At 61.9% G+C, this 26053-nt stretch carries 24 protein-coding genes and 2 pseudogenes; 14 read left to right on the top strand and 12 right to left on the bottom strand.

The genetic code is table 11. The features are described 5' to 3' along the window. Positions 1–13 precede the first annotated feature (13 nt). Positions 14–1717: an arginine--tRNA ligase gene (gene argS, locus GGI60_RS04505; protein ID WP_086156330.1), complete on the bottom strand. Its 1704-nt coding sequence runs from the start codon at positions 1715–1717 to the stop codon at positions 14–16. A gap of 209 nt (positions 1718–1926) precedes the next feature. Further along, positions 1927–2652: a tRNA (5-methylaminomethyl-2-thiouridine)(34)-methyltransferase MnmD gene (gene mnmD / locus GGI60_RS04500; protein ID WP_183912245.1), complete on the bottom strand. Its 726-nt coding sequence runs from the start codon at positions 2650–2652 to the stop codon at positions 1927–1929. Here mnmD and GGI60_RS04495 point away from each other — a divergent pair. The 8 genes from GGI60_RS04495 (at position 2651) to GGI60_RS04460 (ending at position 8146) form a co-directional block, all read left to right on the top strand. Next, a complete protein-coding gene (locus GGI60_RS04495) occupies positions 2651–3829 on the top strand; it encodes an FAD-binding oxidoreductase (RefSeq protein ID WP_183912247.1) in 1179 nt (392 codons plus the stop codon). The genes mnmD and GGI60_RS04495 overlap by 2 nt on opposite strands. Before the next feature lie 114 nt (positions 3830–3943). Further along, complete coding sequence (locus GGI60_RS04490; protein ID WP_183912249.1) at positions 3944–4651, top strand: DUF1045 domain-containing protein; 708 nt, start codon at positions 3944–3946, stop codon at positions 4649–4651. A gap of 112 nt (positions 4652–4763) precedes the next feature. After that, entirely contained in the window at positions 4764–5687 is a 924-nt protein-coding gene (puuE, locus tag GGI60_RS04485; RefSeq protein ID WP_183912251.1) for an allantoinase PuuE, read from the top strand. Then, on the top strand, positions 5687–6187 hold the full coding sequence (uraD, locus tag GGI60_RS04480; RefSeq protein WP_064822520.1) for a 2-oxo-4-hydroxy-4-carboxy-5-ureidoimidazoline decarboxylase: 501 nt from the start codon (positions 5687–5689) through the stop codon (positions 6185–6187). Before puuE ends, uraD begins: the two co-directional genes overlap by 1 nt. Next, positions 6184–6546, top strand: a complete 363-nt coding sequence (locus tag GGI60_RS04475) for a DUF86 domain-containing protein (RefSeq protein WP_012484806.1) — start codon at positions 6184–6186, stop codon at positions 6544–6546. Before uraD ends, GGI60_RS04475 begins: the two co-directional genes overlap by 4 nt. 5 nt (positions 6547–6551) lie before the next feature. Beyond that, positions 6552–7052, top strand: coding sequence for an ureidoglycolate lyase (locus tag GGI60_RS04470; RefSeq protein ID WP_012484805.1), 501 nt, complete (start codon positions 6552–6554; stop codon positions 7050–7052). Beyond that, on the top strand, positions 7049–7405 hold the full coding sequence (gene uraH / locus GGI60_RS04465; RefSeq protein ID WP_183912253.1) for a hydroxyisourate hydrolase: 357 nt from the start codon (positions 7049–7051) through the stop codon (positions 7403–7405). The genes GGI60_RS04470 and uraH overlap by 4 nt, the downstream gene beginning before the upstream one ends. After that, on the top strand, positions 7406–8146 hold the full coding sequence (locus GGI60_RS04460; protein WP_183912255.1) for a metallophosphoesterase family protein: 741 nt from the start codon (positions 7406–7408) through the stop codon (positions 8144–8146). Between the two features lie 132 nt (positions 8147–8278). Here the strand turns inward: GGI60_RS04460 and GGI60_RS04455 are convergent, their stop codons facing one another. The 4 genes from GGI60_RS04455 to GGI60_RS04440 all read right to left on the bottom strand — a co-directional run bounded on the left by GGI60_RS04455 (position 8279) and on the right by GGI60_RS04440 (position 12548). Next, entirely contained in the window at positions 8279–10000 is a 1722-nt protein-coding gene (locus GGI60_RS04455) for a flotillin family protein (protein WP_183912257.1), read from the bottom strand. Further along, a complete protein-coding gene (locus GGI60_RS04450; RefSeq protein ID WP_183912259.1) occupies positions 9997–10644 on the bottom strand; it encodes an OB-fold-containig protein in 648 nt (215 codons plus the stop codon). Before GGI60_RS04450 ends, GGI60_RS04455 begins: the two co-directional genes overlap by 4 nt. Positions 10645–10649: 5 nt before the next feature. After that, entirely contained in the window at positions 10650–11789 is a 1140-nt protein-coding gene (locus GGI60_RS04445) for a PspA/IM30 family protein (protein WP_183912261.1), read from the bottom strand. Positions 11790–11936: 147 nt separating this feature from the next. After that, a complete protein-coding gene (locus tag GGI60_RS04440; RefSeq protein ID WP_183912263.1) occupies positions 11937–12548 on the bottom strand; it encodes a CDP-alcohol phosphatidyltransferase family protein in 612 nt (203 codons plus the stop codon). A 199-nt stretch (positions 12549–12747) separates the two neighbouring features. Between GGI60_RS04440 and GGI60_RS04435 the strand changes: the two genes are divergently transcribed. Genes GGI60_RS04435 through GGI60_RS04425 form a run of 3 tightly spaced genes read left to right on the top strand, consistent with a single transcriptional unit; the run spans position 12748 to position 16308 of the window. Then, a complete protein-coding gene (locus GGI60_RS04435; protein ID WP_183912265.1) occupies positions 12748–14532 on the top strand; it encodes a bifunctional alpha/beta hydrolase/class I SAM-dependent methyltransferase in 1785 nt (594 codons plus the stop codon). A gap of 10 nt (positions 14533–14542) precedes the next feature. Beyond that, complete coding sequence (locus GGI60_RS04430; protein WP_183912267.1) at positions 14543–15871, top strand: phosphatase PAP2/dual specificity phosphatase family protein; 1329 nt, start codon at positions 14543–14545, stop codon at positions 15869–15871. Next, positions 15868–16308, top strand: coding sequence for a hypothetical protein (locus GGI60_RS04425; RefSeq protein ID WP_097665175.1), 441 nt, complete (start codon positions 15868–15870; stop codon positions 16306–16308). The genes GGI60_RS04430 and GGI60_RS04425 overlap by 4 nt, the downstream gene beginning before the upstream one ends. 50 nt (positions 16309–16358) lie before the next feature. On the opposite strand, the pseudogene GGI60_RS04420 reads toward GGI60_RS04425, so the two are convergent. The 3 genes and pseudogenes from GGI60_RS04420 to GGI60_RS04410 all read right to left on the bottom strand — a co-directional run bounded on the left by GGI60_RS04420 (position 16359) and on the right by GGI60_RS04410 (position 20239). Then, positions 16359–17514, bottom strand: a pseudogene (locus tag GGI60_RS04420) (L-lactate dehydrogenase). A 179-nt stretch (positions 17515–17693) separates the two neighbouring features. Further along, positions 17694–19004 carry a guanine deaminase gene (gene guaD, locus GGI60_RS04415; RefSeq protein ID WP_183912270.1) on the bottom strand — a complete coding sequence of 437 codons (1311 nt, stop codon included), beginning with the start codon at positions 19002–19004 and terminating at the stop codon, positions 17694–17696. After that, positions 19001–20239 (bottom strand): urate hydroxylase PuuD, encoded by a 1239-nt coding sequence (locus GGI60_RS04410; RefSeq protein ID WP_183912272.1) that lies wholly within the window; start codon positions 20237–20239, stop codon positions 19001–19003. Before GGI60_RS04410 ends, guaD begins: the two co-directional genes overlap by 4 nt. A 188-nt stretch (positions 20240–20427) precedes the next feature. On the opposite strand from GGI60_RS04410, the pseudogene GGI60_RS04405 reads away from it, so the two are divergent. Beyond that, a pseudogene (locus GGI60_RS04405) lies at positions 20428–20757 on the top strand (peptidase E); the annotation flags it as partial. A 161-nt stretch (positions 20758–20918) separates the two neighbouring features. Then, positions 20919–21251, top strand: a complete 333-nt coding sequence (locus GGI60_RS04400) for a hypothetical protein (protein WP_183912274.1) — start codon at positions 20919–20921, stop codon at positions 21249–21251. 20 nt (positions 21252–21271) lie between these two features. On the opposite strand, the gene GGI60_RS04395 is transcribed toward GGI60_RS04400, so the two are convergent. Then, positions 21272–22168, bottom strand: coding sequence for a LysR substrate-binding domain-containing protein (locus GGI60_RS04395; RefSeq protein WP_183912276.1), 897 nt, complete (start codon positions 22166–22168; stop codon positions 21272–21274). Positions 22169–22269: 101 nt separating this feature from the next. Between GGI60_RS04395 and GGI60_RS04390 the strand changes: the two genes are divergently transcribed. Next, positions 22270–22464, top strand: coding sequence for a hypothetical protein (locus GGI60_RS04390; RefSeq protein ID WP_183912278.1), 195 nt, complete (start codon positions 22270–22272; stop codon positions 22462–22464). Here the strand turns inward: GGI60_RS04390 and xdhC are convergent. Together xdhC and xdhB are read right to left on the bottom strand one after the other, a co-directional pair. Continuing rightward, entirely contained in the window at positions 22440–23252 is an 813-nt protein-coding gene (xdhC, locus tag GGI60_RS04385; RefSeq protein ID WP_183912281.1) for a xanthine dehydrogenase accessory protein XdhC, read from the bottom strand. The genes GGI60_RS04390 and xdhC overlap by 25 nt on opposite strands. A 270-nt stretch (positions 23253–23522) precedes the next feature. After that, positions 23523–25862: a xanthine dehydrogenase molybdopterin binding subunit gene (xdhB, locus tag GGI60_RS04380; protein WP_183912283.1), complete on the bottom strand. Its 2340-nt coding sequence runs from the start codon at positions 25860–25862 to the stop codon at positions 23523–23525. Positions 25863–26053 lie beyond the last annotated feature (191 nt).

Raw genomic sequence — 26053 nt, 5'->3', positions numbered from 1 at the left:
CAGGTGGCATCGGTCACATCCTCCGCACAGTTTCCATTCCGAGAAGTTCAAGACACTTCCCGATCACTTGCGCTACCAACTTGCAGGTGGCGAGACGTGCAGGCGGATCTTCTCCGGTCAGCACCTCGCAGTCCGTGTAGAAGCGGCTGAAGGTGTCGGCCACTTGGTATGCCCGCTCGGCGATCTCGAACGGCTCAAGCCGCCGGGCAGCCTCGGATAAGGAATGGGGATACCAGAGGCATTCGACCAGCACCGCCCGTTCCGACGGATGACTGACCGAGATGGTGACGCCTGGAACGATGCCTGCTAAGGCCGCCTTGTTGAGGATCGAACAGATCCGCGCGTATGCGTACTGCAGGTAAGGCCCCGTCCTCCCCTCGAACGAGGTCATCCTGTCGATATCGAAGACGTATCCGGTCTTTCTCGGGATGGAGAGGTCGGTGAATTTCAGCGCGCCGAGGCCGACTGCAGTTGCTGAATCCTTGTCCTTTACTTTCTCGGCGGCCTTCGCAAGCGCCAGCTCGATCATCTCGCCGAGCGCCGCCGCGGAACCGTCCCGGGTTTTGAACGGCTTTCCATTCCATCCCCGGACGGTACCGAAGGTTACATGTCTCAGCTCAATCCCGTTGGCATATCCTGCCACCCGTGCAGCCGAGAAAACGCTTCCGACGTGAAGCGCTTGGCGGTCGTCGGTGCAGTAGATGATCTGTTGCGCGCCGATGTCCCGCACCCGCCGCCGCAGCGTCGCCAGATCCGTGGTGCCATATAGCGCGGCACCATCGCTCTTCCGGAGTAGAAGTGGCGGGGCGTTGTCAGGCAATTCTTCGCCGGAGACCTCGATGACCAGCGCTCCATCGCTCTCCCGGGCGAGCCCACGTGACACGAGGTCATCGAGCATGGGAGCGATCTCGGAGTGGGCGTCGCTTTCGCCCAGAAGCAGGTCGAAATGCGCGCCGAGCTGTTCGGCCGTGGCTGACACCGCTTCGAGAGAAATCTCCCGCATGCGCTTCCACGCAGCCGTGAGGATGGGATGGCCGTCCTGGAGCATGTTCGTGAGCAATCGGGCGACGGCAAGCGCGGTTTCGTCCTCGCTAGCCGCATTGCCGGACTTGTAGAGTATTCCGAGCTCCTCGACGGACATTTCGTCGAAGGAGAAGTCTTTGATGAAAGGCACGGGATCTCCGTGCTGCCAGCCGGAAGCGATGGCAGCGCCGTACAGGAGCTTGCCCATCTGGAGACCCCAGTCGCCGAGGTGAATGTCCGAGATCACGTCATGTCCAATCTCGGACAAGATGCGGCGAAGGCTTTCACCGATAACGAATGACCGGAGGTGGCCGACATGCAGCGCCTTTGCGACATTGGGGCCGCCGAAGTCGATGACGGTACGGATTGGGCGCTGTTTCTCCGCGCCAAGCGCGGGATCTCCCAGCATCGCTGATGCCTCCGCGGCAATGGTCTCGTTCGATAACCGGAAATTCACGAAACCCGGACCTGCGACGGAAACCTCGTCGAAGACGTCATTGCGCGCTGCTGCAGCGACGGAGGCGGCTAGGTCGTGCGTGTTCTTACCAGTCGCCTTGGCGAGCCGCATCATCTCATTGCACTGGAGGTCGCCGAATTCAGGCTTTGTTGACCGGATGACGGATGGGACAGCTCCGAGGCCGTTCAGTTTATATGCGGAGGCGAGTGCGGCAAGCGCTGCCGATTTTATGGACATGGGTCGTTCCCTTTGACTGCACGGCTGAAGGTTCGCTGAAGCTTGAGAGCTTTTCAGCGTCGTCGCACGGTCTTTGGAACGATATTCTCCATGTCGGGCCCCTCGAATTCGATTTGCCGATAGACCGTCTTAACGCCAATTGCAATCTTTGCGATAGGATGAATATGAGAAATCGCCACTACAAAACGTTGATTTTAGGCGCTCGGCTTCTAGGCGCAGGCCGCCTTCACGCCGCATAGCATTTCACGTTTGCCGGCGAAGCCGTGGCGGCGCTCGACGGCAAAACCTGCAGTGACGAGATTGCGGCGTACGAAGCCGGCCGCGGCGTAAGTGGCGAAAGTGCCGCCGGGCGTGGTCTTTTGATGGACGCGCCGCATCAGTTCCTCCGACCACATGTCGCCATTGCGCGACGGGGCGAAGCCGTCGAGATACCAGGCGTCGAAGCCCGGCTTCGCCGTCATGACGCCGTCGAGGGCCGGGCCGCAGACGACGCTGAGCCGCGTCTGGTTGTCGAGGTCGAGCGAGACGGTCCCATTAGGCGCTTGTGGCCAGGCCGCGGTCAGCGCTTCGCGCTCGGCATCGATCTCCGGCCAGTGCGAGAGCGCCCGGCCGATCTCTTCGCCGTGCATCGGATGGAGTTCGAAGGAGATGAAATGCAGATGCTGGCCGGCGCGATGCTGCTTCCATTGCCGCCAGGTCTCGGCGAAGTTCAGGCCGGTGCCGAAGCCGAGTTCGCCGATCACGAATGTCTGCCGACCGCTCCAGCGCTCCGGCAGGCCGTTGCCGGTGAGGAAGACGTGGCCGCATTCCAGCCGTCCATCCGTCTGGCAATAAAAATGATCGCCAAAGGCGGTGGAATAGGGCATATCGCCGTCGCGCCATTCGAGCGGCTGCGGCGCGCCAGCGCCAATCTGATCTGGGTTCACGTCTGTCATGGAAAAAGCCGATAGTCCTGTGCCGGCGTCCGGTCAATCTTCTTGCGACCTGCTGATCGTCGGCGGCGGCATCATGGGCCTCTGGGCGGCCGTCCATGCCGAGCGGCGCGGGATCAGCACCCTTCTTGCCGACGCCGGCAGGCTGGGCAGAGGTGCGAGCGGCGGCCTGCTCGGGGCGCTGATGCCGCATATGCCGGACCGCTGGTCGCAGAAGAAGCAGTTCCAGTTCGATGCGCTGGTCTCGCTCGAAGCCGAAATCGCGGCGCTCGAAGCGGCAACAGGGCTTTCCGCCGGCTACAACAGGTCCGGACGACTGATCCCGCTGCCGAAGCCGCATCTCAACCGTATAGCCCGCGGCCATTCCGAGGACGCCGAGCGCCACTGGCGGGCAGGCGAGCGCCGGTTCCACTGGCATGTGCTCGACAGGCCCGATGTAGACGGCTGGGTCGAGGCCTCTGCCGGCGAGAGCGGCTTTGTGCACGACACGCTTGCCGGCCGCGTCGCTCCCCGCTCGCTGATCTCAGTGCTCGTCGCCTTCCTGCAGCAAGCAAAACATGTGCGCATCATGGAAAACGCCGATGTTGCCGATCTCGATCCGGACCGAGGCACGGCCGCGATAGGCAGCAAAACCGTCACCTTCGGCCGCTGCATCCTGGCCGCCGGCCATCGGTCTTTTCCCCTGCTGCAGGATCTGACGCCGGGGCTGAAACAGCCTCTCGGCCAGCCGGTCAAGGGGCAAGCGGCGCTATTGAAGGCGGAGATCGATCCGGCGCTGCCGACGATCTTCCTCGACGGTCTCTACGTCGTCGCGCATGAGGGCGGGCATGCGGCGATCGGCAGTACCAGCGAGAACCGCTTCGACGATCCCGTTTCCACCGATGCCCAGCTCGACGCGCTGATCGAGGCGGCGCGCGCCATCGTTCCGATCCTTCGCGACGCGCCGATCGTCGAACGCTGGGCGGGGCTTCGCCCGAAAGCCATCGACCGCGATCCGATGATCGGCCGCCATCCCGACCACCCGCGGCTCATCGCATTGACCGGCGGTTTCAAGGTCAGCTTCGGTCTTGCCCACCGGCTGGCGGAGGCGGCAGTTTGTATCGCAGGCGATACAGATTGCGAATTTTTCCTGCCGGAAAGCTTTGCGATTTCAAGCCATATCGCTGTGGCTTCACGTTAAACGTGAATTAGGTACAGCTGTGTTTCGTTATTCTGTCATGCAAATCACCTATCTGCTTGCGCATCGGCAGCGCCCAATTTCAGCGGCGCTCACTTCCTTGATGGAGGAAATTGCATGCGCTATGCCATTTGCTTCACGCCTCCGGCGAGCGACCCGCTGTCGCTCGTGGCCGCCAATTGGCTCGGCCGAAACGTATTTTCTGGCGATATGCTGGAGCCTCCGGCCGTCCGCGGCCTCGGCATTCACGAGATCGCCTTTCATACAGCCGTGCCGCGGCGCTATGGTTTTCACGGCGTTCTGAAGGCGCCGTTCCATCTGTCCGGCGATATGTCAGAATCGCAACTCCTGCGCGATCTCATGCGTTTTGCCGGGACATTCGCTCCCTTCCAGATTTCACGTCTCGAAATTGCCCGACTCGGCAGTTTCTACAGCCTGATGCCGAGCGCTCCTTGTGAGCAGATCCAGTATCTGGCTTCGGCGATCGTCCAGGAGTTCGATCGCTACCGCGCGCCGCTGAGCGAGGCTGACATCGAGCGCAGCGATCCGGATGGATTGTCGGCGGCGCAGTTCGCCAATCTACATCGTTGGGGCAATCCTTATGTCATGGACGAGTTCCGCTTTCATATGCCGGTGACAGGCTCCATCAATGCGATCGACATGCCCCGCATCGAAGCGGCGCTGCGAACGATCTTCGAACCCGTCCTGAGGGAGCCGGTGATGGTTTCGAACGTGGCATTGATGATCGAAGAGGGTATTGGCGGTCCCTTCCGCGTCCACTCGCTGCACCCTATGGGCAAGGTCAGCGCGCGCAGGATCGCCTGAGTGGCGTTAAGCTAAGTGACTGTCCTGAAAGGATAAATTCTGCCGCGCAGTTTCCGTCTCGACATTCCGGCTGCGGATGATACCGTTCCCCGTCTTTTCAGAAGGTGATTTGATGGTATCCGAGACTTATCCGCGCAATCTCGTCGGTTATGGGCGTCAGACGCCCGATCCGAAATGGCCGGGCGAGGCACGCGTTGCCGTGCAGTTCGTCATCAATTACGAGGAGGGTGGCGAAAGCTCGATCCTCGACGGCGATCCCGCGTCCGAAAACCTGCTGTCGGAGATCGTCGGCGCGGCTGCCTGGCCGGGGCAGCGCAATCTCAATATGGAATCGATCTACGAATATGGCTCGCGGGCCGGCTTCTGGCGGCTCTGGCGGATGTTCACCGACCTCAAGGTGCAGGCGACCGTCTACGGCGTGACGCTGGCGATGGCTCGCAACCCCGAGGCCGTCGCAGCGATGAAGGAGGCCGGGTGGGAGATTGCCAGCCACGGCTATCGCTGGCTGGAATACAAGGATTTCCCAGAGGATCTCGAGCGCAAGCATATTCTCGAAGCGGTGCGCCTGCACACCGAACTGACCGGCGAACGGCCTTACGGCATGTATCAGGGCAAGCCCTCCGACAACACGCTTCGGCTGGTCCAGGAGGAGGGCGGTTTCCTCTACTCCTCCGATTCCTATGCGGACGATCTGCCTTACTGGGTGAAGGGCGTCGACGGGAAACCGTTCCTGATCATTCCCTATACGCTCGAAACCAATGATATGCGTTTTGCGACGCCACAGGGTTTCAACGCGGGCGATCAGTTCTTCACCTATCTGAAGGATGCCTTCGATACGCTTTATGAGGAAGGCCAGGCGGGCAGCCCGAAGATGATGTCTGTCGGCCTGCATTGCCGTCTGGTCGGGCGTCCCGGCCGGGCGGCGGCGCTGAAGCGCTTCATCGAATATGTGCTGAAGCACGACAAGGTCTGGATCCCGCGCCGTATCGAGATTGCCGAACATTGGCACCAGCACCATCAGCCGGGCGCGCTCTGATGCTGTCGCGCAAGGATTTCGTTTCCCGCTTCGGCGGCGTCTTCGAGCATTCGCCTTTCATCGCCGAGCGTGCCTTTGACAACGGGAGCGTCACAGAGCCGTTGACGGCATCAGGCGTGCATGCGGCGCTTGCCGCCGTCTTCCGCGCGGCAAGCAAGGAAGAGCGTCTCGGCGTGCTCCGAGCCCATCCGGATCTCGCCGGGCGCCTGGCGGTCGCAGGAGAACTCACCGAGGATAGCCGCAAGGAGCAGTCGGGAGCCGGTCTCGACCGGCTGAGCCCGGTCGAGCATGCCCGCTTCAGCGAACTCAATGCGGCCTATGTCGAAAAATTCGGCTTCCCCTTCATCATCGCCGTCAAGGGGCTCGGCAAGGAGGACATCCTTTCGGCCTTCGAGAGGAGGATCGGCAATGGCCCGGATGAAGAATTCGCGACCGCAACGGCGCAGGTCGAACGGATCGCCCTGCTACGCCTGACATCGATGTTGCCGGAGGGTGAATGAGCGAGCATCGTGCTATCGACTACCTGAATGAAATGCAGAAGGCGGCAGCCGAAGCGCTGTATTTTGTCGGCGGAATGGATGAAGCTGCCTTCGCCGAGGACAATCTCACTTTCAAGGCGGTTGCCTTCTGCCACTTCACCATCGGCGCGGCTGCATCCCGCCTGCTCGTAACCCATCCAGAATTTGCCACCGAGCATCCCACTTTGCCGTGGACGAAAATCTGCGGCACCGGCAACCGCATTCTCGAAGACGTCTTCGCCCTTGATCCCTCCGAAATCTGGGAGGCAACCTATCGTACGCTGCCGGAACTTCTTGTCGAGATCGATGCCATTCGTCACTGGCATGCCGAAGGCGAGTGAAGCCGTTGCCCGAATTTCTTGACATCCGTCCATTGACCAGATTGGCCTTCGCGCCTTTCGGCGAAGTCATCGAAGCCGATCCAGCCTCGATGCGGCTGATCAATGGCGGCACCACCGAGCGTTTTCACGCCTTGGCGGCGGCCGAGGCGGCGGGTGAGGGCGCGCGCGTCATCATCAACCTCTTTCGCGGGCAGCCGCGCAGCTTCCCCTATGCTGTCGATATGATGGAACGTCATCCTTTCGGCAGCCAGAGCTTCTCGCCGGTTTCCGGCCGGCCCTTTCTCGTCGTCGTTTCAGAGGATGAAGGTGGTCGCCCCGGCCGGCCGCAGGTGTTTCTGGCGCGCGGGGACCAGGGGGTGAATTACCGCCGCAACGTCTGGCATCATCCGCTAATGGCGCTTGGCCAAGCCTCCGATTTCCTGGTCGTCGATCGCGACGGACCAGGCAATAATCTGGAGGAGTTCTTCTTCGAAACCCCCTTTGTCATCAAAGAGCCAGCCTCATGACCGGATTGACCACGCATGTTCTCGACACCGCCCTCGGCAAGCCGGCTGCAGGCCTCAGGATCGACCTTTTCCAGCTCGAGGGCGAGATCCGCAGGCATTTGAAGACGGTCAAGACCAATGCTGACGGCCGGGTCGACGGCGGCCCGATTCTATCAGGCGAAAATATCCACATGGGAACCTACGAACTGGTCTTCCACGCCGGCGATTATCTCAGAGCCTGCGGCACGCCGCTGCCGCATCCGGCGTTCCTTGATCTCGTGCCGATCCGTTTCGGCATTGCCGACGTCACGGCGCATTACCATGTGCCGCTGCTGATCTCGCCGTACGGTTATTCCACTTATCGAGGCAGTTAGATGCGCTTTGCCGCCATCGCCGATATCCACGGCAACCACCTGGCGCTCGAGGCGGTGCTCGCCGATATTCGCGCGGAAGGCATTGAGGAGATCGTCAATCTCGGTGATGTCTTCAGCGGACCGCTGGAGGCAGGCCGAACAGCGGATCTGCTGATGCCGCTCGGCCTGACCACGGTGCGCGGCAATCACGACCGCTATCTGATCGAGCAGGATGCAGCTTCCATGCATGCTTCGGATGCGGCGGCCTATCGGCAATTGTCGCCATCGCAGCTCGACTGGCTGCGCAGCCTGCCAGTCGATGCCGTCTATCGCGGCGAGGTCTATCTCTGCCATGCAACGCCGAAAGACGACAATCTCTACTGGCTGGAGTCCGTCTCGCCGGAGGGCATTGTTTTCCCGAAGCCGATTGAAGCGATCGAGGCGCTGGCCGAGGGTATCGACCTGCCGCTGATCCTTTGCGGCCACAGCCATCTCCCGCGCGCTGTTCGTCTCTCCGACGGCCGGCTGATCGTCAATCCCGGCAGCGTCGGCTGCCCAGCCTATGACGACAGTCTGCCCTGTTACCACAAGGTCGAAGCCGGCCATCCGCTGGCCGGCTATGCTATTCTGGAAAAGGCGCCCGCGGGATGGACGTGGCAGTTCCGGAACGTCGCCTATGACAATCTTGCGATGTCGAGATTGGCGGCGGAAAACCGCCGGCCCGACTGGGCGAGTGGGCTGGCGACCGGCTGGCTGCGGTAGCCGGCCGGTTTCGCGCATGATTAAAGCGCGTCGCATCAAATTTGATTCATGCGACGCGCTTTAGCTCTTTGTTCTTATGCATGTCGTTGTCCCGGAACCGCTGTACACTTCCGACCGACATGCATTAGGAAATTAATCCTTCGGAGGTGCAGCGGCGATAACCGCCTGCGCCGGTGCGGCGGGCGCGGCCGGTACGACGGGAGAGGCGGCGGGCTTGGCGCTGTCGAGATTGCCAAGCAGGGATGAAATCGCATTATCGCCTTCGAAACCCGCCTCCTTCAACAGCTTGTCGAGGATCGGCTTGTTGGCCTGGTAGGCGAGCAACTGACCGGCCAGCCCGTCGCCCATGCCGATACCGCTGTCGCCGTTCGCGCCGCCGCGGCCGAGCATGCCACCGGTGTCGAAGATCCTGATGTCGGAGATCTTTTCGATCGGCTTGACCGCCTCGGCAAGCGCTTCGGGAATGATGCGAATGCGCTCGCGGGTGATTTCGAACTCGATGATGGTCTGGCTGAGCTTGTTGCGGGCCTCGTTGAGCAGGGCCTCGCTTTCAGCTTGAGCCCGGCCGGTTTCGAGAATGCCCTTTGCCTTGATGATCGCCGCATCCGCTTCGGCGGTCGCGAGCGTCTTGATGGCTTCCGCCTGGTCGATTGCAGCCTGCTTCTCGGCCTCGGCGCCGACCGTTACGGCAGTCGCTTCGGTTTCGGCTTTCTTGCGCGCGTCGATCACGGCGATCTGCTTTTCGCGCTCGGCAATCTCGATCGCCTTGGCGGTGCCGACCTTTTCCTCTGCCGCGATCGCGGTAGCGCGGGCCGTTTCGGCAGCCGCCTTCGCCTCGGACTCTTCGCGGCTCTTGTTGGCAACGGCGATGGCGCTTTCCTGGGCGACGATCTGAAGGTCGCGCTTGGCTTCGGTATCACGCTGCTGGACGGCGCGGGCCGCATCGATGTTCGCGCTTTCGCGGGCTTGCTTGGCAGCTGCCTCGCGTTCGGCGATCGCCTGCTCGGAGGCGATGCGGGCTTCCTCTTCGGCACGTTTTGCCGCTTGCTCCTGCTGAGCGGTTTCGGCGCGCGTCGCGGCGGATTTATTGGCGATGTCGCGTTCCTGGCTGAGCTCGGCTTCCCGCTTCGTCCGCTCGATGGCGAGCGACTGCTGGCGGGCCTCGAGATCCTTCTGCGCAATGGCGACTTCGGTGTCGCGGACGATCTCGTTGCGCTCCTTCTTGCGGCTCTCGGTGATGCGGGTCAGTGCCGCCAGACCCTGTGCATCGAAGAAGTTGTTGGCGTTGAAATGCTTGATATCAGTCTGGTCGAGGCGCGTCAGCGACACGGATTCGAGTTCGAGACCGTTCGATTGGAGATCGGCGCCCACCGCTTCCTGCACCGCCTTGACGAAATCCATGCGCTGCTCCTGCAACGCGTCGAGGTTCATCGTCGCTGCGACCGAGCGAAGGCCGTCGACGAATTTCGCCTCGATCAGGATGCGCAGTGCCTCGGCGTCATTGGTGCGGCTGCCGAGCGTCTGGGCGGCAAGCGCGATCGAGGAGGCGTCCGGCTTCACACGCACATAGAATTCGGCGCCGATATCGACCCGCATGCGGTCCTTGGTAATGAGCGCATCGCCTTCGCCGCGGCGGACTTCGAGGCGCAGCGTCTTCAGGTTTACCCTGGCGATCGAGTGGAAGATCGGCAGGACGACAGAGCCGCCGTCGAGCACGACTTTCTGACCGCCGAGACCGGTGCGGACATAGGCCTCGTCACGGCTGGAGCGCGTGTAAAGCGAGGCGAGAACAAAGCCGATGCCGAAGATCAGAACGATGCTAATGCCGGCCGGTAGAAGAATGTCGTACATCATGGCTGCTCCCTGAAAGATTGATTGCTTGCACCGATGGGGTCCACCAGTGCTGGAATGGCGATAAACACATCTGCCTTGCGATCGACGAGGAGAACCTGCGTGCCGATCTTCAGCGGCTCCTGGCCCTTGGCCGCCTTGGCTCTCAGAACATGCCAGTTCCCGTGCTGGTCCTTGACCCGGACGCGGCCGGGCAGTCCCTGATCGAGCGGCCCAAGCGACACTTCTCCGGTCCGGCCGATGAGGGTATCGAGATCAACGGCATAGGTCTCGTCGTGCGGGACGATCCGCGCCACCGTGCGGCTCGATGCCCTGACCATGGGGAAGGTGACCGTCAAGGCGGGAACGACGGCGACAGCGGCGGGCAGCGGCGCCCAGAACGCGCCGGCGACCGCCTGTACTGCAAAACCGGCAATAGCGAAGAAGCCGAGTGCCATCATCAGCAGAATGAGCAGGGGGACGCCGCCGACATTGAGCCAGGAGAGGTAACCGGCAAAACCGTCATGGCCGTTGAAATCCGGTTTTCCGAGAAGCTCGGTGATTGAAAAACCCATGACGGTCGCGAGCATCTCGATCACGGTCAGACCGGCAAGCACGGCGGCGGCGATCGCAAAGGGAAGGCATTCAGGAGCGAGAAAAAGTCCCATCGGCGTTACCGGTTATCCGCCTTGAAGCGCGCAAGGCGGGCTTCTATCGCCTGCTCGCGGTGCAATCGGTCGAGTTCGTCCAGTTCGGAACTATGGGCATGTTCGCCTGATGGAACGCCGGTCAGCCGCGAGACCGCCGCGGCGGCGCGGGCGGCGTCCGCGCCCGGCGTCGGTCTGTTGTGGCCCGCGAGAGCCTCTTCGGGATGCCTGGCGATGCTGCGCTTGAAATCGGCAAGACGGGCGTCGGCCTCGCGGCGCGTGGCGAGCACGGCCTGCAGGGCTTTCTGGCCCTCATCCACCTGGTCCCTGGCATCGGCCAGCGCCTTGTCGAGTGCTGCGATCTGGGATTCGAGATCGATCTGACGGGCGACGCCGGCCTTTGCGAGATCGTCGCGCCCGGAGGAGACCGCCAAGCGGATCTTCCCATCGAGCGCATTCATGTCTTCGGCGATTTCATCCTTGCGGCTCTGGATGCGGTATTCCTCGGCGCGCGCCTTGCCGAGGTCGCTGCGGGCCTCGTCCGCCGCCGCATCGATCTCGCGGATCGCCTGTTCGATCACGGCGATCTTGTTGACACCTTCCGCCTTGTCGATCGCCGCATTCGCGATACCCGCGATCAGGCGGCCCATGCGTGAAAGAATGCCTTCATTCGTCATGTTTTCCTCCATACGAGCGGAATTCGGCGTGACGCCGATATGAATTTCGTAATGATCCGGTCCTGCAACGAGGTAGGCCGGAAAAATGCTCTCCCATCCGCGGGAATATCCGGCGACATCGAAGGGCACGGCAACGCGTCCGTGCACCGTGGCGATGGTCAGGTCGGCGGGTCCCTTGATGGCAAAGAGCTTGTCGTCGAGTGGCAGTTGCGGCGGGTCGGCGATGGTGCCGCGATTGGTTGCGAAATCGCGAAGGCCGAGTGTCACCAGTCTTGCCGGCAGACCCGTTTGCTCGCGAACGGTTTCATAGGCAAGCTCATGCAGGACGACGAGATTGGCGCCGGCCCTGTCGTCGACGAGTTCGGTCAGGATCCCGATCATCCTGCGATACGCGGCAATGGTGTCGTCGAGCGCTTGCCGGGCCTGCTCGTCAGGAGCCAGCATGTAGCGCAGGAGCGATGGGTGCGGTGTCTTGCTCGTGATTGCCATCACGGAAACATAAAGCACCGCTTTTGTGCTTTCAAGAGAGGTGCGCGAAAAAATACAGCCTTACTTAACGTATAGTTGAAAAGAGCGAGCAGAGTTCGGCGCAGCTTCCCGGTCACGTCACAAGTGGAGAACGGATCAGCTCCGCGTTTATCGAGCGGCCGCTTGCGCCTCGCGAATACCGGCGCTGATACGGTTGATGATGGTCCAGATGAGAAATAGAGCCACCACTGCCCAAAGCCACGAGGTCCATCCCGCAAACCCGCCACCAACTCCGACATAGATGCCGAGGGCGCCGAAAAGCACCGCACGGTCGCTCTTACCCAGCGGTCCGTCGTAACGCCGGCTTGCTCCGACCGATTGGCCCAGGATGCCGGCAAATTCCGTCAGCGCCGAGAGAAATATGACCGATAATGCCGGCATCAAGCCGTTCGGATCGATCAGCGCAAAGGGCAAATACAAGGCGACATCCGACACGACATCACCAATCTCGTTCAGATAAGCGCCTAAAATACTCTTCTGCCCATGTTCGCGGGCGAGCATGCCGTCTATGGCATTCAGGCCCATGCGCAGCAGAAACCATACAGGCACCAGCAGGAACCAATGCGGAAGCGGCGCGACGCTCAGAAACAGGCCAAGTGCAACCGAGACGGCGGCGGCAATAGACGTCACTTGATTGGCGGTTATACCTCGCGCCGCGAGGGAGCGCACGAGTGGGCGAAGAATATTCTGAAATCCGGACTTCAATTGATAAATAGACATGCTACCTCAGTGAACTTTCGTGGTATCGGAAAAATCAATCCGGGCTCCGGCGGTGCAGTTCGTCGTCGTTGTGGCAAGCCCATACTTCACACTGGTTCTCGCATAAGACTTACATTTGCGACTAGACTTCTGCAATGAATTCAAATCACTGTTGCGCCAATGGTTGCAACCCATCCACCAAGCAGAATTGGAGAAGACCGTGCTGCAAACTGCCGACAGCGTGCAACCGTCCTCGACGGCCAGACCAGTGCGGGAATCCGAATTTGTGTCGTATGACGGTACTCGTCTTTTTTATCGGGTCTGGCCCGCAACCGGCGCTGAACCAAAGGGCGCAATCATTCTTCTCCATCGCGGCCACGAGCATAGCGGCCGGGTCGCGCATCTTGCCACCGAGCTCGGTCTCGATAATTTTGCCTTGTACGCCTGGGACGCACGCGGTCACGGACGTTCACCGGGAGAGCGCGGCTATTCGCCATCCTTCGCTGCCTCGGTGCGTGATCTCGATTGCTTCGTCCGCCATGTCAGCGAGACAAGCGGTACTGCTGTTGAAAACATCGCTGTTATTGCGCAGAGCGTAGGCGCGGTCCTCGCCACCACCTGGGTGCACGACTATGCGCCACAGATCCGTGCGCTCGTGCTGGCCTCACCCGCCTTCAGCGTCAAGCTCTACGTGCCCTTTGCGAGAGAAGGCATTGCGCTCTGGGAGAAGCTCAAGGGGACATTCTTCGTCAATTCCTACGTCAAGGCGAGGTTTCTGACGCACGATCCGGAGCGCATCGCTTCCTTTGAAGCCGACCCACTGATCACCCGGCCGATCGCCTCCAACATTCTGTTGCAGCTTTACGAAGCCGCGGCCCGTGTCGTCGATGACGCCCGTGCCATCACGGTTCCGACCCAGCTGCTGATCTCCGGCAGTGACTGGGTGGTGCGACACGCGCCGCAGCATCGGTTCTACGAAAACCTCGGCAGCCGCATCAAGGAGCGGCATGTGCTTGCCGGCTTCTATCATGACACGTTGGGCGAGAGGGATCGCGCGATTGCGCTCGCCGAGGTCCGCCGTTTCATCGATGCGCGGTTCGCCGAGCCCCGGGCGCCTGCTGATCTTCGCACTGCCCATGTCCAGGGCTATACCAAGGATGAGGCCGACCGGCTCGCCAGCCCTCTCGACGCCACGTCCCCACGCGGCATCTACTGGGCGCTCAGCCGTCTCAACATCAGGCTCGGCGCGCTGGTGTCGGACGGCATAAAGATCGGGGTCAAGACCGGTTTCGATTCTGGTTCGACGCTCGATTACGTCTATGAGAACAAGCCGCGGGGGCTCGGTCCCGGCGGGCGATTGATTGACAAGGTCTTCCTCGAGGCGATCGGCTGGCGCGGCATCAGGCAGCGCAAGCTGCATTTGCAGGAGCTGATCGAGGACGGGCTGCAGCGCCTGAAAGCAGCCGGCCGCAGCACTCATATGCTCGACATAGCGGCTGGGCACGGCCGGTATGTCCTCGATGCGATCGAGGCGGCTGCCGTGCGTCCCGATAGTGCGCGACTGCAGGATTATTCCCCCATCAACGTCGACGCCGGCCGCAACAGCATTGCCACGCGCGGCCTCAGTAATTTCGTGAGCTTTCACCAGCAGGATGCCTTTAACGGCGAGGGGCTGGCTGCAATCACGCCGGCTCCGGATCTCGCAATCGTCTCCGGCCTTTACGAGCTTTTCTCCGACAACGGGATGATTTCTACCTCGCTCAACGGGATCGCCCGCGCGATGCGGCCCGGTGGTCTGCTCGTCTACACCAACCAGCCATGGCATCCGCAACTGGAGATGATCGCCCGCGCCCTGACCTCCCACCGCGGCGGCCAAGCCTGGGTGATGCGGCGGCGGACGCAAGAAGAAATGGACCAACTGGTCGCCGCAGCCGGTTTCCGCAAGATCGAACAGCGCATCGACCAGTGGGGCATTTTCACCGTCTCCCTGGCGGAAAGAATTTGAGGGCAAGCCGTTGGGGCAGGCAGGTTCCACTCTTTTCCAGACGGCGACGGTCCTGAAGCGGGCGGCGCTCTGGCTCGCCGTCCTGGCGCCGTTCTTCTATCTGACCTATGGCGGCGCCAACTGGCTGGCATCGCAACGCGCTCATGTGCCGAACATCGCCTTCGCATGGGAAAGCGCCATTCCGTTCCTGGCATGGACAATCATTCCATACTGGTCAATCAACTTGTTCTACGCGCTCTGCCTGTTCATCAACACGACGCCGCGCGATGTGGATAGGCTCGCAAGGCGCTATCTGACGATCCAGATGATAGCGATTGTCTGCTTTATTGCCTTTCCGCTCGAAGCAATCTTTGTACGACCGGCCACGAGCGGTCTGCCCGGTTTCATGTTTGCCGTCCTCGGTGGCTTCGATAAGCCGTTCAACCAGGCGCCGTCGCTGCATGTCGCGCTGCTGGTGGTGATTTGGGACCATCTGCGCGGCCGGTTGCCGCGCAGGGCGCGGCTTCTCTGGCACGTCTGGTGCTTCCTGATCGGCGCCTCCGTGCTGACGACGTGGCAGCATCACGTCATGGACATACCGACCGGCATGCTGCTCGGTCTGTTTGCCGTCTGGCTTTTTCCGTGCGATGCCGCTTCCCCTCTTGCGAATTTTACTGTGAGCGGCGATCCAAAGTCGCGCCGTCTTGGCATCTGCTATCTCGGTGGCGCCGCCGCATTTCTCGGCCTTGCAGCGCTCTGCACTCCTCTATCACCCGCGGCACTTCTGTTGCTCTGGCCGGCTGTTGCGCTGGCGATCGTCGCCGTCGGATATTTCGGCGCCGGCCCGCAGATATTCCTGAAACGCGCCGATGGCCGGGCCGCGCTTGCCAGCCGCTGGCTGCTGGCACCCTACCGGCTCGGCGCTATCATCAACGTCTGGCTCTGGACACGCAAAATGCCGGCATCCGTGGTGATCGCTGATGGCGTCCATCTCGGTCGTTTTCCGCGTCGCCGCGAGGCCGACCGTTTTGCCACGGTGATCGACATGACCGGCGAACTTCAGCGCCCGAGCGGGACGCTGGCGCGCTGGTGCAGCTTTCCCGCCCTCGATCTTACAGGCCTCGACAAGATCCAGGCGCGAGCCGCGGCGGATGTCATTGAGGCTGCGCGCCATCAGGGACCAGTCCTCGTCTGCTGCGCGCTCGGTTTCCAGCGGAGCGCCTGCGTCATCGTAAGTTGGCTGGTCATCAGCCGACGTTGCGAAAATCCGGCCGAGGCGTTGCAGCTGATCGAACGCGCGGGGCGGCGTGTTTATCTGCCTGTGGAAAGTATCCATGCTGCGAAGGAAGGCGTGCAATGACGCAGTGGAAAACCGCGGCCTCCGCGACGGCGCGAAATCTCGGCCGCAATTCAATGTTCTGCGGGCTGATAGCGCTGTTGCCACTGATTGCCGGCCCGATCACCGGGGGATATCGAGGCCTCGCCCCAACGCTCGGCTGGCTCCTGATGCTGGTTTTCTGCGGGATTGTCCTTGCGCTGGCGATCCATCTTCTCTTCGATGCGCTGTTGTTTCGCCTCGTATCGAGCCATGAGACAGAGGCCGCCGGCCTTGCCGCCGTCGACGACCTGCTATCCCGGATGCAGCTTCGCAAGCCTGACGGGGCACCGCCTGGCCTCGAGAGCCGGATTGCCGGATCGCGCCGCATCGTCTGGCAGCAGCGGTTTGCGCTCGTCCTCTATCTCGTGATTTTCGCGATCCTTCAGCTCAATGCGAGCGGCGGCCAGCCGCTAGGCTGAGTGGCATGCCGTTGCGTGTCCGGCAGGTCTTGCCCGCGCCATCGGCGCGTTCAGCCGGTGCCGATTTCTCTGTTTGAGCCTTGCCACGATATGATCGACGCGTTCACGTCGTTGATGTCGCGTTTGCCGCAGAGCGCCATGGTGACGTCCATCTCCTTGCGGAGGATGCCGAGCGCCAGCGTGACGCCCTCCTTGCCCATGGCGCCGAGGCCGTAGAGGAAGGGGCGGCCGATATAGGTGCCCTTCGCGCCGAGTGCTATCGCCTTCAGCACGTCCTGGCCGGAGCGGATGCCGCCGTCGAGATGGATTTCGATGCGGCCGCCGACGGCATCGACGATCGAAGGCAGCATGCTGATCGACGAGGGAGCGCCGTCAAGCTGCCGGCCGCCGTGATTGGAGACGACGATCGCATCGGCGCCGGTATCGGCGGCTGCCCTGGCGTCCTCCGGATCAAGGATGCCCTTGATGATCAGCGGGCCGCCCCATTGCTCCTTGATCCAGGCGACGTCGGCCCAGGAGAGCCGCGGATCGAACTGCTCGTGCGTCCATGCGGCGAGCGAGGTGATATTGGAAACGTTCTTGGCATGGCCGATGATATTGCCGAAGGTGCGGCGCTTGGTCTTCAGCATATCCAGGCACCAGAAGGGCCGGGTCGCCATCTGCCAGACATGTTTCGGCGTGAATCTCGGCGGCGCCGACAGGCCGTTGCGCAGGTCCTTGTGACGCTGGCCAAGGATCTGCAGATCGGCCGTCAGCACCAGCGCCGAGCATTTGGCGGCCTTGGCGCGGTTGATGAGGCCGAGGACGAAATCCTTGTCCCGCATGACGTAGAGCTGGAACCAGAAGGGGCGCGTCGTTACCGATGCGACGTCCTCGATCGAGCAGATGCTCATCGTTGACAGCGTGAAGGGAACGCCGAACTCCTCGGCGGCGCGCGCCGCCAGCATCTCGCCATCGGCATGCTGCATTCCGGTCAGGCCGGTCGGCGCCAAGGCCACCGGCATCGACACATTCTGACCGATCATCGTCGTTTCCAGCGTTCGGTCGGTCATGTCGACCAGCACCCGCTGGCGCAGCTTGATCCGGCTGAAATCGCTCTCGTGTGGATTCGGTCCAGGCGCCTGAATCCGCATAGTCGAAAAACATTTTCGGCACGCGGCGTTGTGCAAGCTGCTTCAGATCGGCGATCGTGAGCGGAGTGGCCATGAATTGAACCTTCACATCTGAATGCGATCAGCCGGCCTAACACGAAATTTCGAGGAGCGTTACGGGAAATCGGGCGCGTCAGGCTGCTTTCCGCGGCGGATCGGTGGAAAGAGAATATTCAACGGAATGAAAGATGTTCGTACAGTCCTCGGAAGGCTTTTATTGGGGGGCAGGCGGTGTCATCGAAGCCCCGCTTTCGAAGCGACGCCCGCCACATAGGTTTCGGCGACGGCCCGGTCGTCGCCCATCGTCTGCAAGAGGAAGAGTTCCTCGGGCAAGGTCTTCACCGCTTCCAGCTTCAGCGCCATGGCCGGGGTCGCGGCCGCATCGAGGACGATGAGATCGGCTTCGGTGCCGGGGTCCAGCGTGCCGATCCGGTCGGCCAGCGACAGCGCCTCGGCATTGCCGCGTGTCATCAGGTAATAGCTTTCCAGCGGGTTCAGCCGTTCTCCCAGCAGCTGCTGGATCTTGTAGGCTTCGTCCATGGTTTTCAGCATCGAATAGCTGGAGCCGCCGCCGATATCGGTCGCCACACCGATGCGCACCGGCTTTTCGCGCCGCGCCAGCGCCTTCAGCGGGAACAGGCCGGAGCCGAGGAAGAGGTTCGAAGTCGGGCAGTGGACGGCGACCGAACCCGTCTCGCTCATGACATCTGCTTCGCGCTCCGAGAGGTGGATGGCATGGCCGAAGAGGCTTTTCGGCCCGAGCAGGCCATAACGGGCGTAGATGTCGGTGTAGTCGATCGCCTCGGGATAGAGCTCGCAGGTGAATTTGATCTCGTCGTGATTTTCCGACAGATGCGTCTGGATGTGCAAATCGGGAAATTCCCGGGCAAGGGCTGCTGTCGCCTCCATCTGCGCCGGCGTCGAGGTGATGGCGAAGCGCGGAGTGATGGCGACGTGGTTGCGGCCCTTGCCATGCCATTCCGTGATCACCTGGCGGGTCTCGTCATAGCCCATCTCGGGCGTGTCGAGCAGGCCCTGCGGCGCGTTGCGGTCCATCATCACCTTGCCGCCGACCATGCGCATGTTGCGTTTCATCGCCTCGGCGAAGAAGGCGTCGGCCGAGGCCTTGTGCACTGAGCAATAGGCGACCGCCGTCGTCGTGCCGTGGCGGATCAGCTCGTCGTAGAAATGCGTGGCGATCCTTTGCGCATGTGCGCTTTCGACAAAACGGCACTCCTCGGGAAAGGTATAGGTGTTCAGCCATTCGAGCAGGTTGGCGGCATAGGAGGCAATCACCTGCATCTGCGGAAAATGCAGGTGCATGTCGATAAAGCCGGGCAGGATCAGATGCGGGCGGTGATCGATCTCGGCCAGATCCGCGGCTGCCTTTGACTTGATGTCGGCATAGGGGCCGACTGCGGCGATCAGCCCATCTTCGATCAGCAGACCGCCATCCTCCTCGTAGAGATAACTCTGGCTATCGGCCAGGCTCAGCGGCGCCCGATGAAAGGACAGCAGGCGGCCGCGCAGGAGTGTCGTCGTCATTGTTTCTTGCCTTCGACTGCGCTTTCGAACCAGGCGACGAGCAGCTTGCGTTCGCCGGGCGTCATATCGGTCACGTTGCCGGGCGGCATGGCATGGCTGCGCCCCGCCTGTATATAGATTTCCCGAGCATGGGCGGCAATTTCCGCGTCGTTTTCGAGCATCACCTCCTTCGGCGGTCGCACGATGCCCTCATAGACGGGCTCGGCGGCGTGGCACATGGAACAGCGCGTCGCGACCAGTTGTTTGACGGCGGGAAAATGCGGATCGCCGGCGAATTGCTGGAAGGCGGGCACCACCGCCGCCGTATCCTTTTCGCCGGTTAGCAGCTTCGGCACCGTCGAAAGCCACATGATCAGGATGAAAAGGATGACGGTGACGATCCAGGTCCAGGTCGGCCGGCCTTTCCTGGCGTGCGTGGTGTTGAACCAGTGGCGGATGGTGACGCCCATCAGGAAGACCAGGGCCGCGATCACCCAGTTGAATGCCGTGCCGAAGGCCAGCGGATAGTGGTTCGACAGCATGAAGAAGATGACGGGGAGCGTCAGGTAGTTGTTGTGCAGCGAACGCTGCTTGGCGACCTGGCCGTATTTCGGATCGGGCGTGCGGCCGGCGATAAGATCGGCAACGACGATCTTCTGGTTGGGGATGATGATCATGAAGACGTTGGCCGACATGATCGTTGCGGTGAAGGCGCCGAGATGCAGGAAGGCGGCGCGGCCGGTGAAAAGCTGCGTATACCCCCAGGCCATGAAGACGAGCACGACATAGAGCACCGCCATCAGTCCCCAGGTGTTGCGCCCAAGCGGCGACTTGCAGAGCAGGTCGTAGACGATCCAGCCGAAGGCGAGCGACGCAAGCGAGATCAGGATCGCCATCGGCGGGCTGATATCGAGGACATGGCGATCGATGAGAAAGAGGTCGGCGCCGCCATAATAGACGATGCAGAGCATCAGGAAGCCGGATATCCAGGTGAAATAGCTCTCATATTTGAACCAGGTCAGGTGCTCCGGTATTTGCGCGGGCGCCACCAGATATTTCTGGATATGATAGAAACCGCCGCCATGGACCTGCCATTCCTCGCCATAGGCGCCGGGCGGCAGATGCGGGCGTTTCACCAGTCCGAGATCGAGCGCGATGAAATAGAAGGACGATCCGATCCAGGCGATCGCGGTGACGACATGGAACCAGCGCGCCGCAAAGGCGAGCCATTCCCATGCTATGGCATATTCATACATCGAATTCCCCTAACTTCCTCCGACTCGTGACATTGCGGAAATTTTGGCGGGGAGGGAAGAGGAGATTGAAGAACCGCACAGGACGCCGATTTTGGCAACGGTGGTGAACCCGGGGGGAATGGCATGATCACCGCGCTTTACAGCGATCAGTTCATCGCCGAAAACCCGCCGATGGACCGGCGGCTTGCCGCAGCGCCGGGGCGATTTTGATGACGCCGACGATCGCCGCCGACGCGCTGTTTTCCGGCGGTTCGCCGGATGCCGTGCGGGATGGCGCGGCTTTCGATCTGGTGCCTTTCGAGTTCTTTCCGCATGTGAACGATGATCCCGGTTATCTCCCTTCGCTGTTGCGCTACAGCGAGGCGACGGCAAATTACATTCTCGCATGCAGGGACGGTGAAGGTCTGATCCTCGGCAACGGTCTCGTCGAGGTCTTCGGCGCTCCGCTGATGATTTCCGATGGTTTTGTCGAAGCTGCCGATCGCGGCCGCATCGTCGAACTGCTATCCGGTGCCTAAAAGCTGCCGAGAAGGTGTGTATTATCTCTGACTTATACTCGGTCCGCTAATACAGCGGGTCTTGAAACCATGACGATCCGGTTACAATTATGTTTCAGGCCGCCGGAATGAAATAAGAACAGTGGATCAGCGGCGGCGCATTCATCGACGGAGAAGATGCCATGCGCAGCATTTTGACGTGTGTGATGATTGCATATGCGTCGCTGGCGACGGCTCATGACGCACCCTCGGGGTGGAGTTATGACCCCTATTGTTGCAACGGCGACAGTCACAATGGCGACTGCCAGATGATTCCTTCGAAAAGCGTGGCGGTGACGCCGGGCGGATATCGCGTAACGTTGCTGCCGGGCGACCACCGGCTGGTCACGCATGCGCATGTCTTCCTGCTGCCGATGACCAAAGCGATGCAATCCGGCGACGAGGACTACCACCTCTGTCTTTTCCCGAATGAGGATACGCCGCGCTGCTTCTATGCGCCGGAGATGGGATTCTGAGGCTATTGCGATGCCTGCTTCTAATCCCCGGCCGCCTTCATCTCTTCGAGGATCCAGTTGCGGAAGGCTTTGATCTTCGGCACATTGCGGCGGTTTTCGGGATAGGCGAGCCAGTAGGCCTTGCCGTCGCTGCGGGTCAGCTCGAAGGGCTGATAGAGCCGGCCGAGCGCGATCTCGGCCGTATAGAAGGCCGGGTTGAGGATGGCGACGCCATGGCCTGACATGGCCGCATCGGCTTCCACCGCCTGGGAGCCGAGCTGGTTGCGCGGGCGGCGATCGAGATCCGTGTCGGTGACGCCGGCTGCCTCGAACCATTGTTTCCACCAGATGTCGCCGGCGTCGAAGAGATCGAACTTCAGGAGATCACGCGGCTCCTTGATGCCGCCGGCCGATTCCGCCAGCTTCGGGCTCAGCATCGGGGTGAACTCAAGCCCCATCAGCCGGTGCAGCGCCAGCCCCGGCCAGTTGCCGTCGCCCCAGCGGATGCCGACATCGATCTGCTCGCGGGAAAAGTCGATGATATCGGAGGTCGCCTGAAAGCGCACAGCGATCGCCGGATGCTTCAAATGGAAGGAGCCGAGGCGCGGCGCCAGCCATTTCGAGGCGAAGGTGTGGGTCGAGCTGATGGCGAGCGTGCCTTCGACGCTGTCGCGCGCCGTCGCCATCGCGTCGTGCAGCATCGCAAAGGCTTCCGTCACCTTCGGCGCCAGCCGCTCGCCGGTCTCCGTCAGTGCGATCTGGCGGGGGCGGCGCAGGAAGAGCTGCTCGCCGACATTCTCCTCCAAGAGCTTGATCTGGTAGCTGACGGCCGTCTGCGTCATGCCGAGCTCGTCGCCGGCCTTGGTGAAATTACCGAGCCGGGCAGCGGCCTCAAAGACGCGCAACGCATTCAGCGGAAACTGTTTCGAAAGTTTCATGGATAAGTTCTCTTGATGCAGGCAGACGGTCCTTCGATTGGAATTGCAGCATTTTTGGCGGCAAACTGCAACCCATACCATCAAACTGACGAGGTGATGTCATGGATTGCTTTGCTATCGAAGAGAAGCGCTCGCAGCCGAGCGTGGGTGTGTTCAAGCGTCTCGCCGGACGGCTGGTCGGCCGTATCTGCCGGCTGCCCCGCCTCGATCTCGATGCTGCGCCTGACCGCGTCAAACGCGATCTTGGTTTCCTGGATGGACGCGATCCGTTTTACGAGGACGCCTGCAAACGATAGGCCGCCAGCGCCGTCAGGATTTCGGCGGCGGTCATTGCGGCGATCACCTCGGGGCGTTTGTCCCTGACCGCCGTGCCGCCGATCGGCAGCGTCAATCGCTCCATCCAGGCGCGTTCGCCGCCTTCGCGGGAAAGCCAGCTTGCCAAGGTTGCGCGTTTGGTTGCGGAACCGATCATGCCCGTATAGGCGAGATCCTCCCTTGCCAGCGCTTCACGGGCGATGAGAAAGTCCAGCGCATGGTCGTGCGTCAGGATGACGACTGCGCCACCGGCTGGTATATCCTTCACCAGGGCCTCCGGCATAGGCACCAGCCGGGTCTTCGCCGCAGCAGGCAGGTTGGCAAGCTCTTCGTGCCGCGTTTCGACCACCGTCACTGACAGCGGCAGCGGCGCAAGAGCTGCGGCCAGCGCCCGACCGACATGGCCGGCGCCAAAGAGATAGACTTCCGGCAGACACTCGATCTCGCTGGCAAGCCTCGCTTCCAGCTCGTCTTTCAACGTCTGCGTCAGTTGGCGGAATCGCAACTGTGTACGCCCACCGCAGCACTGGCCGATTTCGGGGCCGAGCGGGATATCCATGGTCGCCGCGCCGCCGGTTCCCGCCAGCATTTGCCGGGCATTGTGGATCGCCATGAATTCGAACTGTCCGCCGCCGATCGTGCCCCACAGCGCCGCCGGCGAGACGAGCATGAAGGCTCCGGCCTCACGTGGGGTGGAGCCTTGCGTGCCGGTGATGTCGACGAGGATGCTGTCGGGGTGGGCGGCGAGGAAGGGTTGGAGGTCGGTCATGGGAGGATGGCCGGCGGGCGCGTGCGTCGGATATCCCCCTCTGTCCTGGCGGACATCTTCCCCACAAGGGGGGAGATCAGCATGAGGCGTTGGCTTCCCAAATGGCGGCCTAAAACCGGATTTTGATAAGCGGATGTCAGGGTAATATGGGCGAAGGGCCGTCGTCTCGCCGATCTCCCCCCTTGCGGGGGAGATGTCCGGCAGGACAGAGGGGGGTACCGACTATGCCGGTTCCGTTCGAGCAACAAGCCAGCCGGACGCCTTCCCATCCTACACCCGCTTCATCCGCTCCACGGCCATCAGCACCCGTTCCGGCGTCGCCGGCGCGTCGAGCCTGGGGCAGACCTTGTAATCCGCGACACTGGCCACCGCCATCGACAGTGCCTCCAGCACCGAAATCGCCAGCATGAAGGGCGGTTCGCCGACGGCCTTGGAGCGGCCGATAGTGGCTTCGGCGTTCTCCGACCATTCGGCGAGACGCACATTGAAGATCTTCGGCCGGTCGGAGGCGAGCGGGATCTTGTAGGTGGATGGCGCATGGGTGCGCAGCCGTCCCTTGTCGTCCCACCAGAGTTCTTCCGTCGTCAACCAGCCCAGACCCTGGACGAAGGCGCCCTCGACCTGGCCGAGGTCGATCGCCGGGTTCAGCGAGCGGCCGACATCGTGGAGGATGTCGGTGCGGTCGATCAGATATTCGCCGGTCAGCGTATCGATCGAGACCTCGGTGCAGGCGGCGCCATAGGCGAAATAATAGAAGGGCGTGCCGCGGCCGGCCTTGCGGTCCCAGTGAATCTTCGGCGTCTTGTAGAATCCGGCGGCGGACAGCTGGACACGGGCGAAATAGGCTTGTTTGACGAAATCGGGGAAGGGGATCTCGCTCTCGCCGACCCGCACGCGGTTCGGCAGGAAGACGATGTCGGACGGCGCCACTTCCCATTTCTCAGCGGCAAAGGCCACCAGCCGTTCCTTGATCTGGCGGGCGGCGTCGTGCGCTGCCATGCCGTTGAGGTCCGAGCCGGAGGAGGCGGCGGTCGCCGAGGTGTTCGGCACCTTGGCGGTCGTCGTCGCGGTGATCTTCACCCGGTCGATATCGACCTGGAAGCTGTCGGCCAACACCTGCGCCACCTTGGTATAGAGACCCTGGCCCATTTCGGTGCCACCATGGTTCAGATGGATCGAGCCATCCTGATAGATGTGAACGAGGGCGCCGGCCTGGTTGAAGGCGGTCATGGTGAAGGAGATGCCGAATTTGACCGGCGTCAGGGCAATGCCCTTCTTGATATAGCGGCTGTCGCGATTGAAGCCGATGATGGCGTTGCGCCGCGCCCGGTAGTCTGACGTGTCCTCCAACTCGTCGACGACGCGGGCGATGATATTGCCCTCAACCTCCTGATGGTAAGGCGTCAGCGTGCGCCCGGAGCCCGGCTGGCCGTAGAAATTCAGCTTGCGAATATCGAGCGGATCCTTGCCGAGGGCATAGGCGATCTCCTCGATGATGCGCTCGGCGCCGAGCATGCCCTGCGGCCCGCCAAAGCCGCGGAAGGCGGTGTTGGAGACAGTGTGTGTCTTGAGCGGTTTCGAGTTCAGATGCACATGCGGATAGAAATAGCTGGAATCGGCATGGAACAGCGCGCGGTCGGTTACCGGTCCGGAGAGGTCGGAAGAGAAGCCGCAGCGCGCCGCGTAAGTGGCGTCGACCGCGTGGATGCGGCCTTCGGCATTGAAGCCCACTTCGTAATCGACCAGGAAATCATGGCGCTTGCCGGTGGCGCTCATATCCTCGTCGCGATCCGGGCGGAATTTGATCGCGCGGCCGAGCTTCTTGGCGGCGATCGCTGCAAGGGCCGCGAACTGACTGCCCTGCGTCTCCTTGCCGCCGAAGCCGCCGCCCATGCGACGCACGTTGACGGTGACCGCGTTCGATGGGATATCGAGCACGTGGCCGACAATATGCTGGATCTCGCTCGGATGCTGCGTCGAGGACCAGACGGTGACCTCGTCGTCCTCGCCGGGAATGGCCACGGCGATATGGCCTTCGAGATAGAAATGCTCCTGTCCGCCGATGCGCATCTGCCCCTTCAGCCGCATGGCCGCATTCGGCATTTCCGTTTCCGGCTCACCGCGCTGGAGCGTCATCGGGGTGATGACCAATGGGCCGCCATTGGCGAGCGCGCCATCGATATCGTGCCAGTGCGTGAGGTCGCGATAGTCGATCTTCGCTAGCCGCGCGGCGCGGCGGGCCGCGTCGCGTGTTTCGGCGATGACGGCAAAGATCGGCTGGCCGTGGAATTGAACTAGAGTTTCAGCAAGCAGCGGCTCGTCATGGCTGCCATTGGAGCTGGTGTCGTTGACGCCGGGCACGTCCTTGCCGGTGAAAACCCAGACCACGCCCGGATAGGCGGCGACCTGGGAAAGGTCGATGCTGAGGATCTCGGCATGTGCCCGGTCGGAGAGACCGAGCGCGCCGTGCAGTAGGCCGGCAGGTTCGGGAATGTCATCGATATAATCGGCGGTTCCGGTGACATGCTTGTGCGCTGAGTCATGGCGCAGGGAGCCGTGCATGGGACCGGAGATGACGACTTTGGGATTTTCGAAGGTGGACTTGTCCATTAGCCGTGTCCTTCGAGTGTGCTGATGTGGAACGAGGTTGCCTCACACTCCCTCATTCCTGTGCTTGTCACAGGAATCCAGCCACCGCGCGTCGGCGCGGTGAATGACTCTCTGAAGCGGTTAAAAGGATCTCTCGCGCCCAAGGACTTGGGCGCACTGGATTCCTGTGACAAGCACAGGAATGAGGGGGA

Source organism: Rhizobium lentis, assembly GCF_014200175.1.
Taxonomy (GTDB): domain Bacteria; phylum Pseudomonadota; class Alphaproteobacteria; order Rhizobiales; family Rhizobiaceae; genus Rhizobium; species Rhizobium mulingense.
The sequence above is the reverse complement of the archived record's forward strand: the minus strand, read 5'-3'. Positions and strand labels throughout refer to the sequence as shown.